At 60.1% G+C, this 16,287-nt stretch carries 19 protein-coding genes; 13 read left to right on the plus strand and 6 right to left on the minus strand.

The window, feature by feature from the left end:
• Nucleotides 1–49: 49 nt before the first annotated feature.
• Nucleotides 50–2,761, minus strand: a complete 2,712-nt coding sequence (secA, locus tag ACRQ1B_RS21525; RefSeq protein WP_432296094.1) for a preprotein translocase subunit SecA — start codon at nt 2,759–2,761, stop codon at nt 50–52.
• 248 nt (nt 2,762–3,009) lie between these two features.
• Here secA and ACRQ1B_RS21530 point away from each other — a divergent pair, with 248 nt between their 5' ends.
• From ACRQ1B_RS21530 to ACRQ1B_RS21555, 6 genes are all read left to right on the plus strand, one after another.
• Nucleotides 3,010–3,879 (plus strand): peptidylprolyl isomerase, encoded by an 870-nt coding sequence (locus ACRQ1B_RS21530; RefSeq protein WP_432296156.1) that lies wholly within the window; start codon nt 3,010–3,012, stop codon nt 3,877–3,879.
• Nucleotides 3,880–3,950: 71 nt separating this feature from the next.
• Nucleotides 3,951–5,192: a bifunctional glutamate N-acetyltransferase/amino-acid acetyltransferase ArgJ gene (gene argJ, locus ACRQ1B_RS21535; RefSeq protein WP_432296096.1), complete on the plus strand. Its 1,242-nt coding sequence runs from the start codon at nt 3,951–3,953 to the stop codon at nt 5,190–5,192.
• Nucleotides 5,173–5,979, plus strand: coding sequence for a GNAT family N-acetyltransferase (locus ACRQ1B_RS21540; protein WP_432296097.1), 807 nt, complete (start codon nt 5,173–5,175; stop codon nt 5,977–5,979). Before argJ ends, ACRQ1B_RS21540 begins: the two co-directional genes overlap by 20 nt.
• Nucleotides 5,976–6,389, plus strand: a complete 414-nt coding sequence (mutT, locus tag ACRQ1B_RS21545) for an 8-oxo-dGTP diphosphatase MutT (RefSeq protein WP_432296098.1) — start codon at nt 5,976–5,978, stop codon at nt 6,387–6,389. The genes ACRQ1B_RS21540 and mutT overlap by 4 nt, the downstream gene beginning before the upstream one ends.
• Nucleotides 6,390–6,509: 120 nt before the next feature.
• On the plus strand, nt 6,510–6,842 hold the full coding sequence (locus tag ACRQ1B_RS21550; protein ID WP_432296099.1) for a hypothetical protein: 333 nt from the start codon (nt 6,510–6,512) through the stop codon (nt 6,840–6,842).
• A gap of 10 nt (nt 6,843–6,852) precedes the next feature.
• Entirely contained in the window at nt 6,853–7,026 is a 174-nt protein-coding gene (locus ACRQ1B_RS21555) for a Flp family type IVb pilin (RefSeq protein WP_432296101.1), read from the plus strand.
• Between the two features lie 3 nt (nt 7,027–7,029).
• Here ACRQ1B_RS21555 and ACRQ1B_RS21560 read toward each other — a convergent pair whose 3' ends face one another.
• A complete protein-coding gene (locus ACRQ1B_RS21560) occupies nt 7,030–7,905 on the minus strand; it encodes a methyltransferase domain-containing protein (RefSeq protein ID WP_432296102.1) in 876 nt (291 codons plus the stop codon).
• 288 nt (nt 7,906–8,193) lie between these two features.
• Here ACRQ1B_RS21560 and ACRQ1B_RS21565 point away from each other — a divergent pair, with 288 nt between their 5' ends.
• The 5 genes from ACRQ1B_RS21565 (at nt 8,194) to ACRQ1B_RS21585 (ending at nt 11,184) form a co-directional block, all read left to right on the plus strand.
• Nucleotides 8,194–8,922, plus strand: a complete 729-nt coding sequence (locus ACRQ1B_RS21565) for a ComF family protein (RefSeq protein WP_432296158.1) — start codon at nt 8,194–8,196, stop codon at nt 8,920–8,922.
• Between the two features lie 103 nt (nt 8,923–9,025).
• On the plus strand, nt 9,026–9,283 hold the full coding sequence (gene grxC, locus ACRQ1B_RS21570) for a glutaredoxin 3 (protein ID WP_432296103.1): 258 nt from the start codon (nt 9,026–9,028) through the stop codon (nt 9,281–9,283).
• A gap of 38 nt (nt 9,284–9,321) precedes the next feature.
• On the plus strand, nt 9,322–10,179 hold the full coding sequence (locus tag ACRQ1B_RS21575; RefSeq protein WP_432296104.1) for a carbon-nitrogen hydrolase family protein: 858 nt from the start codon (nt 9,322–9,324) through the stop codon (nt 10,177–10,179).
• Nucleotides 10,176–10,604 carry a DUF1178 family protein gene (locus ACRQ1B_RS21580; protein ID WP_432296105.1) on the plus strand — a complete coding sequence of 143 codons (429 nt, stop codon included), beginning with the start codon at nt 10,176–10,178 and terminating at the stop codon, nt 10,602–10,604. Before ACRQ1B_RS21575 ends, ACRQ1B_RS21580 begins: the two co-directional genes overlap by 4 nt.
• Nucleotide 10,605: 1 nt before the next feature.
• Nucleotides 10,606–11,184, plus strand: coding sequence for a DUF3291 domain-containing protein (locus tag ACRQ1B_RS21585; protein WP_432296106.1), 579 nt, complete (start codon nt 10,606–10,608; stop codon nt 11,182–11,184).
• Between the two features lie 36 nt (nt 11,185–11,220).
• Here ACRQ1B_RS21585 and ACRQ1B_RS21590 read toward each other — a convergent pair whose 3' ends face one another.
• From ACRQ1B_RS21590 to ACRQ1B_RS21605, 4 genes are all read right to left on the minus strand, one after another.
• A complete protein-coding gene (locus ACRQ1B_RS21590; RefSeq protein ID WP_432296107.1) occupies nt 11,221–11,562 on the minus strand; it encodes a type II toxin-antitoxin system RelE/ParE family toxin in 342 nt (113 codons plus the stop codon).
• 2 nt (nt 11,563–11,564) lie between these two features.
• Nucleotides 11,565–11,828 (minus strand): ribbon-helix-helix domain-containing protein, encoded by a 264-nt coding sequence (locus ACRQ1B_RS21595; RefSeq protein WP_432296108.1) that lies wholly within the window; start codon nt 11,826–11,828, stop codon nt 11,565–11,567.
• A 94-nt stretch (nt 11,829–11,922) separates the two neighbouring features.
• Complete coding sequence (gene ubiG / locus ACRQ1B_RS21600; protein ID WP_432296109.1) at nt 11,923–12,669, minus strand: bifunctional 2-polyprenyl-6-hydroxyphenol methylase/3-demethylubiquinol 3-O-methyltransferase UbiG; 747 nt, start codon at nt 12,667–12,669, stop codon at nt 11,923–11,925.
• Complete coding sequence (locus tag ACRQ1B_RS21605; RefSeq protein WP_432296110.1) at nt 12,666–13,136, minus strand: hypothetical protein; 471 nt, start codon at nt 13,134–13,136, stop codon at nt 12,666–12,668. Before ACRQ1B_RS21605 ends, ubiG begins: the two co-directional genes overlap by 4 nt.
• Nucleotides 13,137–13,864: 728 nt before the next feature.
• Here ACRQ1B_RS21605 and ACRQ1B_RS21610 point away from each other — a divergent pair.
• Together ACRQ1B_RS21610 and ACRQ1B_RS21615 are read left to right on the plus strand one after the other, a co-directional pair.
• Complete coding sequence (locus ACRQ1B_RS21610; RefSeq protein ID WP_432296111.1) at nt 13,865–14,677, plus strand: SH3 domain-containing protein; 813 nt, start codon at nt 13,865–13,867, stop codon at nt 14,675–14,677.
• Between the two features lie 310 nt (nt 14,678–14,987).
• Nucleotides 14,988–16,262, plus strand: a complete 1,275-nt coding sequence (locus tag ACRQ1B_RS21615) for an aspartate kinase (protein WP_432296112.1) — start codon at nt 14,988–14,990, stop codon at nt 16,260–16,262.
• Nucleotides 16,263–16,287: the final 25 nt, after the last annotated feature.

The raw sequence follows: 16,287 nt of genomic DNA on the forward strand, positions 1-16,287 counted from the left end.
ATAAAAAATGCCGCCCGGAGGCGGCATTTTTTTCAGTGTTTCAAGTCGCTCAGGCGTTTTCGAAGGCGCCGTGGCAATGCTTGTATTTCTTGCCCGAGCCGCAGGGGCAATTTTCATTGCGTCCAACCTTGCCCCATGTGGACGGGTCTTCCGGACGGCGGTCCTGCGGCGCGGCGACAAAATCCTGACCATCACGGTTCGCCACTTCGTCCCAACCGGTCGAGGCGTCGATATGATGTTCGCCGTACACTTCCGGCGGCTGCGGCGGTTCCGGATTCTGGACCAGCTCGACGCGCATCATCTGTGCGGTGACGGCCTCACGCAGGTTGGCGAGCAGCGCCTGGAACAGTTCGAAGGCTTCGGCCTTGTATTCCTGCAGCGGGTCGCGCTGGGCGTAACCACGGAAACCGACGACGGAGCGCAGGTGATCGAGGTTGACGATGTGCTCGCGCCACAGGTGGTCGAGCGTCTGCAGAGTCACCGAACGCTGGACATAGGTCATGATTTCGGCGCCAAAGCGTTCCGTGCGTTCCGCATTGGCCTTTTCGGCCGCCTCGGTGATGCGTTCGCGCAGGTCGTCCTCGCCGATGCCTTCCTCGTGCGCCCAATCGACGATCGGCAGTTCGAGGTTGAGAAGGCGGGCGACTTCTGCCTGAAGACCGGCGGCATCCCACTGTTCGGCATAGGCGCGCTCGGGGATATGCTTGCCGACGAGTGCGTCGATGACGTCCTGGCGCATGTCATCGACGATCTCGGTGAGGTCCTCGGCGTCCATCACTTCGAGGCGCTGCTCGAAAATGACCTTGCGCTGGTCGTTGGTGACGTCGTCGTATTTCAGAAGGTTTTTACGAATGTCGAAGTTGCGGGCCTCGACCTTCTTCTGGGCGCGTTCCAGAGCCTTGTTGATCCAAGGATGGACGATGGCTTCGCCTTCCTTGAGACCCAGCTTCTGCAGCATGCCGTCCATGCGGTCGGAGCCGAAAATGCGCATCAGGTCGTCCTGAAGCGACAGGTAGAATTTCGAACGGCCCGGGTCGCCCTGACGGCCGGAACGACCGCGCAGCTGGTTGTCGATACGGCGGCTTTCGTGGCGTTCCGAAGCGATGACGTAAAGACCGCCGGCTTCCAGCGCCTTGGCCTTCAGTTCCTTGATTTCGGCACGAACCGTTGCTTCGATGGACTTGCGTTCGGCTTCGTCCTCAATGCCTTCAAGCTCGCGCTCGAGACGCATGTCGACATTGCCGCCGAGCTGGATGTCGGTACCACGACCGGCCATGTTGGTGGCGATCGTGACGGCACCCGGAACACCGGCCTGCGACACGATATAGGCTTCCTGCTCGTGATAACGGGCGTTCAGGACCTGGAAGTTTTCAAAGCCGTCATTGCGCAGCATGGTTGCCAGCAGTTCGGACTTTTCGATGGAGGTCGTGCCAACGAGAACAGGCTGGCCGCGCTTATGGCTCTCCTGGATCTCCTTGATGATTGCCGTGAACTTTTCCTCGCCGGTCCGATAGACCTCGTCGTCCTCGTCGATACGCTGGATCGGCAGGTTGGTCGGCACTTCGACAACTTCGAGGCTGTAGATGTTGCCGAATTCTTCCGCTTCCGTCGATGCCGTACCGGTCATGCCGGCAAGCTTCGTGTACATGCGGAAATAGTTCTGGAAGGTGATTGAGGAGAGCGTCTGGTTCTCCGGCTGGATCTGCACCTTTTCCTTGGCTTCCAGCGCCTGGTGCTGGCCTTCGGAGAAACGGCGTCCCGGCATCATGCGGCCGGTGAATTCGTCGATGATGACGATCTCGCCGTTGCGGACGATATAGTCCTTGTCGCGGGTGAAGAGCTTGTGAGCCTTCAGCGCGTTGTTGATGTGGTGAACGATCGCGACGTTTTCGACGTCATAAAGCGACTCGCCTTTCAGCAGGCCGGCCTGGCGCAACAGGTTTTCCAGCTTTTCGGTGCCGTCTTCGGAGAAGTTGGCCGAACGCTGCTTTTCGTCGATCTCGTAATCTTCGGCCGACAGCATCGGAATGAAGGCGTCGATCGTGTTGTAGAGATCGGAGCGGTCGTCCAGCGGGCCGGAGATGATCAGCGGCGTGCGGGCTTCGTCAACCAGGATCGAGTCGACTTCGTCGACGATCGCATAGTTGTGGCCGCGCTGAACCATCTGGCCGCGCTCGTATTTCATGTTGTCGCGCAGATAATCGAAGCCGAGTTCGTTATTGGTCGCGTAGGTGATGTCGCAGGCATAGGCCTCGCGGCGCTGCTCGTCGTCGAGACCGTGGACGATGACGCCGGTCGAAAGGCCGAGAAAGCTGTAGAGACGCGCCATGGTGGCGGCGTCGCGGCTGGCGAGGTAGTCGTTGACGGTGACCACGTGTACGCCCTTGCCGGACAAGGCATTGAGGTAGACCGGCAGGGTGCCGACCAGCGTCTTGCCTTCACCGGTCTTCATTTCGGCGATATCGCCGTCGTGAAGGATCATGCCGCCGGTGAGCTGAACGTCGAACGGGCGCATGCCAAGAACACGGCGCGAAGCTTCGCGAAGAACAGCAAAGGCCGGAGCAAGAATGTCGTCCAGCGTCTTGCCTTCGGCCAGCATCTGGCGGAATTCGACGGTCTTGGCGGACAATTGCTCGTCGGTCAGAGCTTTCGTCTTTTCCTCGAGGGCGGCGATGGCCTGGATGCGGGAGCTGTAGGAGCGGACGCGGCGGTCATTTGCCGAGCCGAACAGTTTGCGGGCGATGCCGCCGAAGCTGACCATTCAAATGGTCCTTTCTCAATCATGTCCCATGGTTGCGGACCGCTTGATTGCAAGGTCTTCAAACCAAACAAAATGCTCCGCTGCGCCTGAAACTCTTCTGGACGCGAAGTTGCGTGACAGATAAGAGGGGGGCCGAATGATGTCAACGGTTCCGGCCGATACAGAATGGCCACAATCCGGTGTTTTTGAAGGTTCCCGGCCGGAATCAAGACATGCAGATACCGGTGCCTAACCCGAAAGGTTTCTATATGTTGCGCCATAAGCTTCTTGCAGCGACTGCCCTGATTGCTGCGATCTCCTTCTCTTCCGCCTCTTTTGCGCAGGAAGATGCCGTCGTCGCGAAGGTCGATGGCGTCGAGATCCACAAGTCCGATCTGGACATGGCTGCCTCCAGCCTCGGCCCGCAATACCAGCAGTTGCCCGACGACCAGAAACAGGCTGCCGCTCTCTCGCAGGTTATCGACGTGAAGCTGCTGGCCAAGAACGCCGCGGCCCTGGACCTCGACAAGACCGACGACTTCAAGAAGCGTCTCGCTTTCCTTCAGGAACGCGAGCTGCACAATGCTTACCTCCGCAAGGAAGTTTTTGACGCCGTCAAGGACGAAGAGGTGAAGGCCCGTTACGAGAAGGAAATCGCTTCGCTTCCCAAGGAAGAAGAAGTGCATGCCCGTCATATCCTCGTAAAGACCGAGGAAGAGGCCAAGGACATCATCAAGCAGCTCGACGAAGGCAAGGATTTTATCGAACTGGCGAAGGCCAAGTCGGAAGATTCCAGCAAGTCGGACGGTGGTGACCTCGGTTACTTCACCAAGGGCCGCATGGTTCCCGAGTTCGAAGAAGCTGCCTTCACCCTTGAAAAGGGCGCCTACACCAAGACGCCGATCAAATCGCAGTTCGGTTTCCACGTCATCAAGGTCGAAGACAAGCGCGAAGCCGCTCCGCCGGCATTCGAACAGGTCGAGCCGCAGGTTCGCCAGCTCGTGATGCAGGAAAAGTATTCGGCCCTTCTCGAAAAGGCCAAGGCAGAGCAGAAGGTGGAAATCACCGATGAAGCGCTGAAGAAGGCTTACGACGAAGCCACCAAGGAACAGCAGGAACAGCAGCAGCCGCAGCAGTAACCTGCTTTTCCAAAAGGCCCGCTCACGCGGGCCTTTCTTTGTCCGGTATTTTTAAGATCCAGGGTTTGACCATGTCCACCACCGTTTCTCCGCTCGCCCCGAAATCCTATCCGGACATGCCGTCGCTGCGCGGTGTGCGCATGGCAACGGCTGCCGCCGGCATCAAGTACAAGAACCGTACCGATGTGCTGATGATGGTGTTCGATGAGCCGGCTGCCGTGGCGGGCGTATTCACCAAGTCCAAATGCCCGTCGGCGCCGGTCGATTTCTGCCGTTCCAACCTTTCGCATGGCGTTGCCCGCACGGTGGTGGTCAATTCCGGCAATGCCAATGCCTTTACCGGCGTGAAGGGCAAGGCTGCGACCGAACTCACTGCAAAGTCTGCCGCCGCGGCTGTCGGGTGCGGTGAAAACGAGGTTTATCTGGCTTCGACCGGCGTGATCGGCGAGCCGCTGGATGCCACCAAATTCGCAGGCGTTCTGGGTGACATGCACAAGACCGCCACCGGCGATTTCTGGCTGGAAGCTGCCAAGGCGATCATGACCACCGATACTTATCCGAAGGTCGCGACCCGCACCGCCGAGATCGGTGGCGTGACGGTGACGATCAACGGCATCGCCAAGGGCGCCGGCATGATCGCGCCCGACATGGCGACAATGCTCTCCTTCGTCGTGACGGACGCGGATATCGCGGCTCCTGTGCTGCAGAGCCTGCTGTCTGCCGGTGTCGAGCCGAGCTTCAATTCGATGACGGTCGACAGCGACACGTCCACATCCGATACGCTGATGCTGTTTGCCACCGGCGCTGCGGCAAAGGATGGCCAGACACAGGTCACTGACGCCAAGGATCCGGCGCTTAGCCCCTTCCGTGATGCGCTCAACGCGCTCCTGAAGGATCTGGCAATCCAGGTTGCCCGCGATGGCGAAGGCGCCACCAAGATGCTGGAAATCACTGTGACCGGCGCCGAAAGCGATGCGGCTGCAAAAACGATCGCGCTGTCGATCGCCAATTCGCCGCTGGTCAAGACCGCCGCCGCCGGTGAAGACGCCAACTGGGGCCGTATCGTCATGGCTGTCGGCAAGGCCGGTGAAGCCGCCGATCGCGACAAGCTGGCGATCTGGTTCGGCGATGTGCGTGTTGCCGTCAACGGCGAACGCGATGCCGGTTATTCGGAAGAGGCGGCCTCGAACGTGATGAAGGGCCAGGACATTCCGGTGCGCGTCGATCTCGGTCTCGGCTCGGGCAAGGCGACGGTGTGGACCTGCGATCTCACCAAGGAATATGTCGCCATCAATGGCGATTACCGGAGCTGATGTGTTGATGCTGGCGAATTCTCCCCATGGCGACCTGCCGATGGTCCGACGTCTGGAAGCGGTAGGCTTCCGGGCATGGCCGGCGGCCTCCGTGGTGTATGACGGCAGCTGGCAGGTGCGGTTGACCGGTGGTCATCCGTCGAAACGGCTCAACTGCGTGGTGCCGCTTGATCCTTCCGATTACCATGATGCCGACATCCGGCTGGAAAAGGCGCGCAAGCGTTTTGCCCATTACGGACGGCAGCTGGTCATTCGCGAAACGCCGCTTTCGCCGCGGCCTCTGATCGATGCTCTGGACGAGAATGGCTGGAGCTGTTTCGAGACGGTTTCGGTGATGACAGCGGATCTTGCTGCCATAGATTTTTCCGAGACGCTGGCGCATCTGCCGACCCATGATATCGGGCGGTTCATCGATGCCAGCCTTGCCGTGCACGGCGCCGATCCGGGGATCAAGCCGGCAATGGCGGAGATCGTCAGCGCCATCAAGCCGGCGACCGGCCTGTTTCTGATGGAAAACCCCGGCGAGGGGCCGGCTGCGGTGGCTATTTGCGTGCAGGACAATGATCTTGCCGGTATTCAGGATCTCGCCGTCGCCGAGGAGCGTCGCGGGCAGGGGCTTGGCACGGAGCTTCTTGCTGCGGCCCTACGCTGGGCCCGCATCAGCGGCGCACGCACTGCATGGCTTCAGGTTGTCAATACCAATGCGGCAGCCATGGCGCTCTACAGACGTTTCGGTTTCCGCGAGGCCTATCAATATCATTACTGGCGCAAGGACGAGACCGCGTGAACAATCCCGAACGCAAGATCCTGCTGGTTGCCGCCTGCGCCCTGATCGATACCGATGGCCGCATTCTTCTGGCGCAGCGCCCGGAAGGCAAGTCGCTGGCCGGCTTGTGGGAGTTTCCCGGCGGCAAGGTCGAGGCCGGAGAAACGCCGGAAGAGACACTGGTGCGGGAACTTCAGGAGGAAATCGGCATCGAAACCAAGGTGCCGTGTCTTGCGCCCCTGACCTTTGCCAGCCACACATACGAGACGTTTCATCTTCTGATGCCGCTTTATGTCTGCCGTCGTTACGAAGGCATTCCGGTGGGCAAAGAAGGGCAGGCCATCAAGTGGGTTCGACCGCAGGCGCTGCGCGATTACCCGATGCCGCCGGCCGATGAACCGCTGATCCCCTTCCTGCAAGACCTTCTCTGATTGTCCACAGGTCATTTGCGTTCGTCGCAGTTATGACAACGGCATTAACAGATCCTTTAACCGATCATGCGAAGTTTAGGCTTCGGCGGGCAAGTAACTGCGTGTGTGAGGCTTTAGGTGATGGACGACGAAATCTGGAAGACTGTGCGGACGCGGCAGCGGCCGGCGTTCCGGTCGAGCCGGACTGGCGCGCTCAATGTTGCACTTCTTTTCGGTACGGCCGCGATTGCGTTGTCGCTGATCGTGACGCCGATGCTCGCAAAACGTGGCGAGCAGGATCGCATGGCGCATATCCAGCAAGATTTCGACATGATCTCGACTGGTTCAATTAAGCGCGATACTGATAACACAAAAGAAAAGAATAAGCATTATACCATCCGCAGAAGTGTCCTGCAGGAGACGCCGGGTTCGGTTTGCATCGTGCAGGGTTATAGTTCCGAGACCGGTTGCTGAGGCCTTGTTCATGGGTTTGATCCGCTCCTTCCTGCACGACACAAGCGGTGCGACGGCCATCGAGTACGGCTTGATCGCTGCTCTGATCGGCACGGCGCTGATCGGCGGCATGGGCGCTTACGGCACGGAGCTTGGAAAGCTGTTCAACTTGGTGGGAAACACGTTGACCAACACGTTCTACTGAGTTTCAGCCGCCTTTTCCCTTCAACGCATCCGCCAGCCTGACCGTAGCCGAACCGGGCTTCAGTGGTTTCGGCTGGTTTTCGTGTGGTGCCCATCCTGACACATAGATCATCGCGAAGGTTGCCCGGATGCGGCCGTCGGGATCGCTGTAGCGTTCGGCATAGATCTGTGCTGCCCGCATCAGGAAGGCGCGATTGAGCGGCTTGCGGCTGCGTCCTGCAAGCGGATTGGTCATGCCGGTGGCGCGCAGGTCGCGGATCAGATCGAACAGCGAATCGTAACGCACGGTATAACTTTCCGCATCGGCAACGGGCAGGGCAAATCCGGCGCGTTGCAGCAGGGCGCCGACATCGCGCACATCCGGGAAGGGAATGACACGGGGGCTCGCCCCACCGGAAACCTCCGCTTCCGTGGCAAGCAGGACATCGCGCAATTCGGCGAGTGTGCCGGCACCGGGGATGGCGGCGAGAAACAGGCCGTCGGGTTTCAGCGCGCGGCGAATGCGGATCAGCACGCCCGGCGTATCATTGGTGAGATGCAGGGCGAGCGGTGATAGAACAAGATTGGTCGATTGCGGCTCGAGCGGCACGTCTTCAAGTGGTGCGGTGATGAATGTCCGCTCGCCTGCGCCTGAAAAGACGGCGTCGGTTTCGACACGGGTCAGATTGGTGACCTTGCCCGTCTCCAGGCTCAAGCGTGCTGCCGTGCCAGTGCCGCCATGCAGTTCCACCGCTTCCTCAAACACGCGCTCGACCACTTCGAGCCGCTCGGCCAGTTCACGGCCGGCCAGATCGAGCAGGAAATCGGCACCGGGCAGGGGCTGGCTTGCGGCACGTTCACGGCGGGCGGCGATCAGGTCGAGATCGAAGAGGATGTCCATCAGGCACTCCAGATGCGGGATCGGTCTGATATGGTGGGCGCGAAACAATCCCCCAAGTGGTTCAACCCCCAAGAATTCCGGATCGCAAAGGCGCCGGTGAGCGATTAAAGTCAAGACCAAACGCTGTCTGCCGGCGAACTGACTTCGGTCGCACCGCAGCCTTTTTTCCATTGGGAACCGTGTTCGGGGGCTGGCATGGAAGACGAGATCGATGAGGGTGGCGATGGATCGTGCGGTTCAAATGCCGTTGCGTCTATCGGGCATGGTGTGCGTGCCATCTTCGGGCGTATGGCGGATCTTGTCTATCCGCCGGTCTGTGCGGGATGTGGCGTGACGATCGGCCGGCATGGTGCGCTTTGCCCGATTTGCTGGCAATCGATCGACTTCATCGAGCGGCCCTTTTGCGACATTCTCGGCATACCCTTCGCCTTTGATCACGAGGCGGGGAGGCCGGGCGACGGCGGGCGGCTGGTTTCGGCCAGGGCGATTGCCGATCCGCCGCGTTACGACCGGCTGCGGGCGGTCGCCATTCATGATGGCGTGGCCCGTAAGCTCGTGCATGGACTGAAATATCGTGATCGCACCGAGCTTGCGATCATGATGGCCGCCTGGATGCAAAGGGCGGGGGCCGATTATCTGGCCGCCTGCGACGGCATCTTGCCGGTCCCGCTGCACTGGACCCGGTTTGCATCGCGAAAATTCAACCAGTCGGCCGAACTGGCGCGGCATCTGGCAAGGCTTTCCGACCGCCCGCTTTTGCCCTCGACACTGAAACGTGTGAAACGCACCAGCCGGCAGGTGGGGCTGACGGCGAAGGGGCGGCAGGACAATGTGCGCGCCGCCTTTGCCATTGTGCCCGGTCATGAACCGGATGTGTTCGGCAAAAGGCTGGTGCTGGTGGATGATGTTCATACGACGGGCGCGACCGTGTCTTCCGCCGCCGCGGTGCTCAAGCGGGCTGGTGCCGTCGAGGTCACTGTTTTGACCTTTGCACTGGCGATTTCCGGGCCTATATGACAAGACGATAGACGAGACGGCCCAAAGGCCCTCATGGTGCCAATGGGAGCATCCGATCCCGAAGGACTTCATGCAGGGTGTGTGTGAGCCCTATGGAGACCCTATGGCAGACATTATCATCTATACTCGCGACGGCTGTGGTTACTGTTCGCGTGCAAAATCCCTTCTGGAATCGAAGGAGGCAGACTATGTCGAGCATAATGCGACGCAGCGCCCGGAAGCGCGTGCCGAGATGATCGCCGTTTCGAATGGCGGCACGACTTTCCCGCAGATCTTCATCAATGGCCAGCATATCGGCGGCTGCGACGACCTGCATGCGCTGGAACGCGCCGGCAAGCTCGATCCGCTGCTGGCGGCCTGATCACGATATTCACGATCTGAAAAGCAGGAACAGGAACCATGGCTTTCAAGGCTGCCGCCATCCAGATGTGCTCCGGTGTCGACCCGGTGAAAAATGCCGCCGACATGGCGCGGCTGGTGCGTGAAGCAGCCGCGAAAGGTGCGATCTATGTGCAGACGCCGGAAATGACCGGGGCGGTGCAGAAGGATCGCGCCGGGTTGCGCGCCGTGCTGAAGGACGAGGATGGCGATATCATCGTTTCGACGGCGGCTGATCTCGCGAAGGAACTCGGCATTCATGTGCATGTCGGCTCCACGGCGATTGCGCTTGAGGATGGCAAGATCGCCAATCGCGGTTTTCTGTTCGCGCCGGACGGTTCGCGGGTCTGCACCTATGACAAGATCCACATGTTCGACGTCGATCTCGACAATGGCGAAAGCTGGCGCGAAAGCGCCGTCTATCGGCCGGGTGAGGAGGCGCGTGTTGCCGAACTGCCGTTTGCAAAGCTTGGTTTCGCCATCTGCTACGATGTGCGTTTTCCGCAATTATTCCGGACCGAAGCGCTTGCCGGTGCAGAGGTTCTGACTGTTCCAGCCGCCTTTACCCGACAGACCGGTGAGGCGCACTGGGAAATTCTGCTGCGCGCCCGCGCCATCGAGAACGGCGCGTTTCTGATCGCTGCAGCCCAGGCCGGCGTGCATGAGGATGGCCGCGAGACCTTTGGGCATTCGATGATTATCGACCCGTGGGGTAAGGTGCTGGCTTCTGCCGGTGGTTCCGGCGAGGCCGTGGTGATTGCCGAGATCGACGTGGCCGACGTGCCGGCGGCGCGTGGAAAAATTCCCAACCTGAAAAATGCCCGCGACTTCACCCTCGACACGGTCGCGCCGGCAAAGTCCGGCGAGGTTGCGGCGTGATCAAATATTCGCTTAGCTGCGACAGTGCGCATGCGTTTGAGGGCTGGTTTTCGGAAAGTGCCGATTTCGACCGGCAGCTTGCAAGCGGTTTTCTGACCTGTCCCGTCTGCGGCTCCGGTGCGATCTCCAAGAGCCTGATGGCGCCGTCTGTTTCGACGGCGCGCGCCAAGGAAAAGCGGCAGGCGGTGGCCATGGATGTGGCACGTGCCGAGGCGATGGCCAAACTGAAGGCGGCCGTCGCCGAGATCAAGGCCAGTTCCGAGGATGTCGGCGAGCGGTTTCCCGAAGAAGCTCGAAAAATCCACTACGGCGAAGCGGATGCGCGCGGTATTATAGGGCAGGCCAGCCTGACCGATGTGCGCGACCTTTTGGACGAAGGCATCGAGATCGCGCCGATCCCGGTCATCCCCGACGACGCCAACTGAGATGGCGGGCGTGGCGAAAAGACTGGCGATCTACAATTTCGGTCTTTTCGTTGGTCCTTACGACAGTTCCGAAGTCGAAGGTTTTCGCGTTCGCGAGCCTGTGAATTTTGCCGCCGCCGAAAGCGCGGAAGGATTTGTCGGACGTTCAGGTTATGATGGCGAACCCGGACCGGAATGCTGGGGCAGGCAGGTGTTTCCGCGATTTATCGAGGGCAGCGGGTTTGCAACGGCACCGTCCAGCCTGTCGCTCTGGGTTGATATCGAAAGTCTGATGGCGTTTTCCTATTCCGGCGTGCATGCGGATGCGCTGAAACATGCGCGCAACTGGCAGCTTCCCCGGCGCTGGCCAGCGCTGGTTCTGTGGTGGACGGATCACCGGCCGGACTGGCAGGAGGCGGTCTCGCGCTTCGAGCAGTTGCACGACCACGGGCCGGGGCCGTCGGCTTTTCATTTCAAAGAACCATACGGGCCGGATGGGGAGAAAGTGCTCCTCGACCGCGCCCGTATCCGCAGACTGTCAGAGGTGAATGCCGAGAGGCATGAGGACCTGCTGGCGGCCGTGCGTGGGATGGGAGTGTAACGCGGGTTTGGGGCAGGGGGATGAATGCGGACGGTTTTATTTTTGCTCTGGTTCACGATCCAGTTCGAGTGAAGAGCCGTTATCTTCAGGAAATAGAATTCTATCGTAATCCCGCGCGCCGTGCAGGATGTGAAGGATTTCGATCCGCTCCTCGCCGACCTCATAAAAGATCAGATATTTCCCGGATCGGCGCCTGCGTATTTCTCTCGCCGAAGGGCGCGCGAGGCGTGCGAAAGCGAATGGCCTGTTTGCGAGATCGAGCGACTTTTCTTCAAGGTCGGTTACGAAGCTTGCAGCCCGCTGCGGATTCGATTCCGCGATATATTCACCGATCGCAACGAGGTCTTCGATTGCCTCGCGTGCGAAGATGATTTTCATCGTTATCGTGCCTTGATGCCAAGCCGGGTGCGCACTTCCGCAAAAGCCTCATCGATCGGCAGGAAACGTCCCGCCTCTATGTCGTCGATACCCCTTTGTATTGCCGCGTCGAGCTTTTCCCGCGCCAACTCAGTTTCCTGGCGATTGCGGATCAAATCTCGCACGAGATCCTCGGGCGAGGCCGCAGCGCCACGCCGGACTTCCTTGAGAAGGAAGTCTTCCATCTCCGGTTCAAGCGTCACGGTGATCATGGCCATCTGCGACATTGGCGTTTCCTCAAGCAAGCCCAAGTTCTCAGGCTTAATCCTATCATAGCAGATTTCTCATCCGCAGGGATCCTTCCTTTTCAGGGGCCGTCTTTCACCCCGGACGCCGTGCGAGCAGCATGTAGTTCACATCCATGTCCGACGACAGGTTCCAGCTGTCGCCGAGCAGGTTGTAGAACACGCCGGTGCGGTGGATGATTTCCAGCCCGTCCGCCGTCAGCGGCTTTTCGATCTCTTCCGGGCGCACAAGCTTTTCATATTGATGCGTGCCGCGCGGCAGCCAGCGCAGCACGTTTTCGGCCGCGAAAATGGCAAGCGCGCGGGCCTTCAGCGTGCGGTTGATGGTGGCGACGAACATCAGGCCGCCGGGCTTGACCATCGAGGCGCAGGTGCGCAGGAAAAACTCCACGTCGGCAACGTGCTCGACCACTTCCATGTTCAGCACGACGTCGAAATGTTCGCCCGTCTCGGCCAGGTGCTCGGCGGTGACGGCGCGGTAATCGACCTCGACGCCGGTCTGCTCGGCATGGGTGGAGGCGATGCCGATGTTCTTTTCCGACGGATCGGCACCGACGACGATTGCGCCCATGCGGGCGATCGGTTCCGACAACAGGCCACCGCCGCAACCGATATCGAGAATGCGCAGGCCTTCGAGCGGTTTGTGGGCGCGCGGATCACGGCCGAAATGGGCGCAGATCTGGTCGCGGATATAGGAAATGCGCACCGGATTGAATTTGTGCAGCGGCCGGAATTTGCCGGTCGGGCTCCACCATTCGGCGGCCATCTTCGAAAACCATTCGACCTGGCTCGGATCGACGGTGGTTTTGTTGGCTTCGCTCATGGTGTCTTTCCTTTTTCATCGGCGGTTTTCAAGGCCGTCTCTTTGGCGACTGAAGTCGGATGATCGGCAAACGAAGTCAAGTGTGCATAGATGCCGATTTCGCCGCGGTCTCTCAGGTGTCTGAGAGAGAGACGCAGTATCTCACTATCTGAAAGGGTCCCCTGCATCGTGCCAACCTTATCCATGGTTCGTTTGAAAAGGTCGACTATGTCTTTTTGCTGAAAGGCCATGCAGGCTGGCAGATCGGCATTTGCCTTGCCGCTGAGGCCAAGCTCCTTGTGCAGTTTCACGACCCCTTCCTGATGCGGAGAGGGCAACATCGGGCCAATGCAATATCGGTTGCGCCGGCATGCCCTGCGGTGGCAAAAGCCCTGTCTTACATTGACCATCGCCGCAGTCAGCCGGCATTGCACTTCGTGCAGGCGGGCGCGGGTCTGTTCGTATTCGCTGAGATCGTCGGTCGCCATTGCTCATCTCCTCAAAAGATCGTGGATCGTGACTGCCGTTGGTTCCTGCTGCGGCTTCATGCGTGCCGATTTCAGTAGACAGAGTCCTCCCTTGGTGCGGATCGCCTTTTTTAAATTTCGGCCGGGACACGTCGGGTGCCTCTGACTGAAATTTATAAATGACACTCGACGTGCCCCGTTCGGGTCCTCGGGTTAAACCCGAGGATTTCCGCGCAACTCCGGTCCTTCTGCGGCGGCCCTGTTCTCGTTTTTATAACCGTCGGGCCGGTTTGTGTGCGACACACGCACGCCCCGCCATCTTTCAGGCGAGAGGAAGACCATTTTCTGCGCAGCCCCGCATGGATCACCTGCATCAGGGCGTCCCATGCGATCACCGGCTCTATCTCGCCGGCAATGCGGACCGGTGTAGCCGAAACAGAACGCGTGAAGTATCGCACAATCCCGAAATGCGGGGATGAACTCGAAGTCAAGATATTGATATCATTGAATCGACCCTTCAAAACGTCCCCGGGCTTTTGTCAATTTTCGCAGGCGAAGGAGCTGGGCCAATCATCTCGACAGTTGGGGCAAGCGACTAAACATCAGCTAAACGCCGCATTCATGCCCGGTTCACCGCCATGGTGGAACTATCGGGACGTCTTCGGCATTGTCTGCCGCATCTGAGCAGGCAAGCCGACCCCTGGTCCGGACGACCGAGGTATCAGGCAATGTTCTTCAAGGAGGAACACGTGAAGAAATTTATTCTCGCTGCGGCCGCGACCAGTGCGCTGATGGTAGCGCCGACGCTCGCAGAAGCTGCCGTGCGCGGTTATGCGACCGCGAACGTCAACATGCGTTCAGGCCCGAGCACCGGTTACCCGGCGGTCACCGTTGTGCCTGTCGGCGCGCCGATCACCATTCATGGCTGCATGAGCAACGTCAACTGGTGTGATGTGCAATTTTCGGGTGGGCGCGGTTGGGTTTCGGGCAGCTATATCAGCACCACCTACCGTCAGAACCGCGTTTACGTCGCGCCGGACTATTATCGCCCGCTCGGCATTCCGACCGTCACCTTCGAGGTCGACAATTATTGGGGCCGTTATTACCGCGACCGCGATTTCTATCGGGATCGCGACCGTTGGGACCGCCGCCCGCCGCCGCCGCCGCCGCGCTGGACGCGTGACGATCGTCGTCCGCCACCGCCGCCGCCGGGTTGGGACCGTGATGATCGCCGTGGTCCGCCTCCGGGATGGGACCGGGACAGGGATCGTGACCGTGATCGCGATCGGGGTGACTGGAACCGCGGCAATGACGACCGCCGTGATCCGCCTCCGGGCTGGGATCGTGGTGATGATCGGCGTGGCCCGCCTCCGGGTGACGACCGTCGCGGCCCGCCGCCGGGTGCCGATCGTGGCGATGACCGTCGCGGCCCACCTCCCGGCTGGAACAATAACGACGACCGTCGCGGACCGTCTCCGACCTGGAACCAGAACAATCGCGATCCGGATGCCCCGCCTCCGGGGGGCTGGGGCAACCGCATCCTGCCGCCTCCGGGCCAGTAAAATTCGTGCATCGTCAGCGCGGCGATGCACATCACCGAACACCCGGTCCGGCCTGTCTTCGGGCTGCGCGGGAAGAAGGGCTGCCTTTGGGTGGCCCTTTTTCGTGTCTTGCATGTGAGGCGGCGTCGATTTCCTGAGTGAGGCGTACCGCTTTGGCTTGAACCGACCATTGCGCCGCATCCCGCTTTTCGCTAAGAGACCCGGCAACTTCGGGCTTTTCAAATAAAAGTCCGTTCGACAGGAGACGCGTCCGCCGGCATCCCTAGCCGATGCCATATGGGGCGCGAACGGGTGGTATTGGTTCTTAAAAATGGCGCGCATTGTCATGAAATTCGGCGGTACATCCGTCGCCAACCTCGAACGCATCCACAACGTTGCCCGCCATGTGAAACGTGAAGTCGATGCCGGCCATGAGGTCGCGGTCGTCGTTTCCGCCATGTCCGGCAAGACCAACGAGCTGGTTGGCTGGGTTCAGGACATGCCGAAAGTGGCTGGCGCCACCTCGCCCTTCTACGACGCGCGCGAATATGATGCGATCGTTGCATCCGGCGAGCAGGTGACGTCCGGCATTCTCGCCATCGCGCTGCAGTCGATGGGCATCAATGCCCGTTCCTGGCAGGGCTGGCAGATCCCGATCCGCACCGATAGCGCCCATGGCGCAGCGCGTATCGAGGAAATCGACGGTGCCGATATCATCAAGCGCATGGGCGAGGGCCAGGTGGCCGTGGTGGCCGGTTTCCAGGGACTTGGGCCCGATAACCGCATCGCCACGCTTGGCCGCGGCGGTTCCGACACGTCGGCCGTGGCGATTGCCGCAGCCGTCAAGGCCGACCGTTGCGACATCTATACCGACGTCGATGGCGTCTACACGACCGACCCGCGCATCGTGCCGGCCGCGCGCCGCATGAAAAAGGTGTCCTTCGAGGAAATGCTCGAAATGGCATCGCTGGGCTCCAAGGTCCTGCAGGTTCGCTCGGTCGAGCTTGCCATGGTCCACAAGGTCCGCACCTTCGTTCGCTCCAGTTTCGAGGATCCCGATGCACCGGGCATGGGTGACCTTCTCAATCCGCCCGGTACGTTGATTTGCGCAGAGGAAGAAATCGTGGAACAGGAAGTCGTTACCGGCATCGCCTATGCCAAGGATGAGGCACAGATCTCGCTGCGTCGGCTCGCCGACCGTCCGGGCGTTTCGGCAGCGATCTTTGGCCCGCTGGCCGAGGCCCATATCAATGTCGACATGATCGTGCAGAACATTTCCGAAGACGGTTCGCGCACTGACATGACCTTCACCGTGCCTTCGGGCGACGTCGACAAGGCGATGCAGGTCCTCAATGAGAACAAGGACGCGATCGGCTTCGACGTCGTGCAGACCGAATCAGGCCTGTCCAAGGTTTCGGTCATCGGCATCGGCATGCGCAGCCATGCGGGCGTTGCAGCCACTGCCTTCAAGGCACTTGCCGCAAAAAGCATCAACATCAAGGCCATTACGACGTCAGAAATCAAGATTTCCATCCTGATCGACGGCGCTTACTCCGAACTTGCAGTTCGCACTTTGCATTCCGCTTACGGTCTCGATAAGAATTGATCGTGAACCGGTTCGCCGCGCCTGA

The sequence above is a fragment of the Endobacterium panacihumi genome (genome assembly GCF_050847465.1).
Lineage (GTDB): Bacteria > Pseudomonadota > Alphaproteobacteria > Rhizobiales > Rhizobiaceae > Neorhizobium > Neorhizobium panacihumi.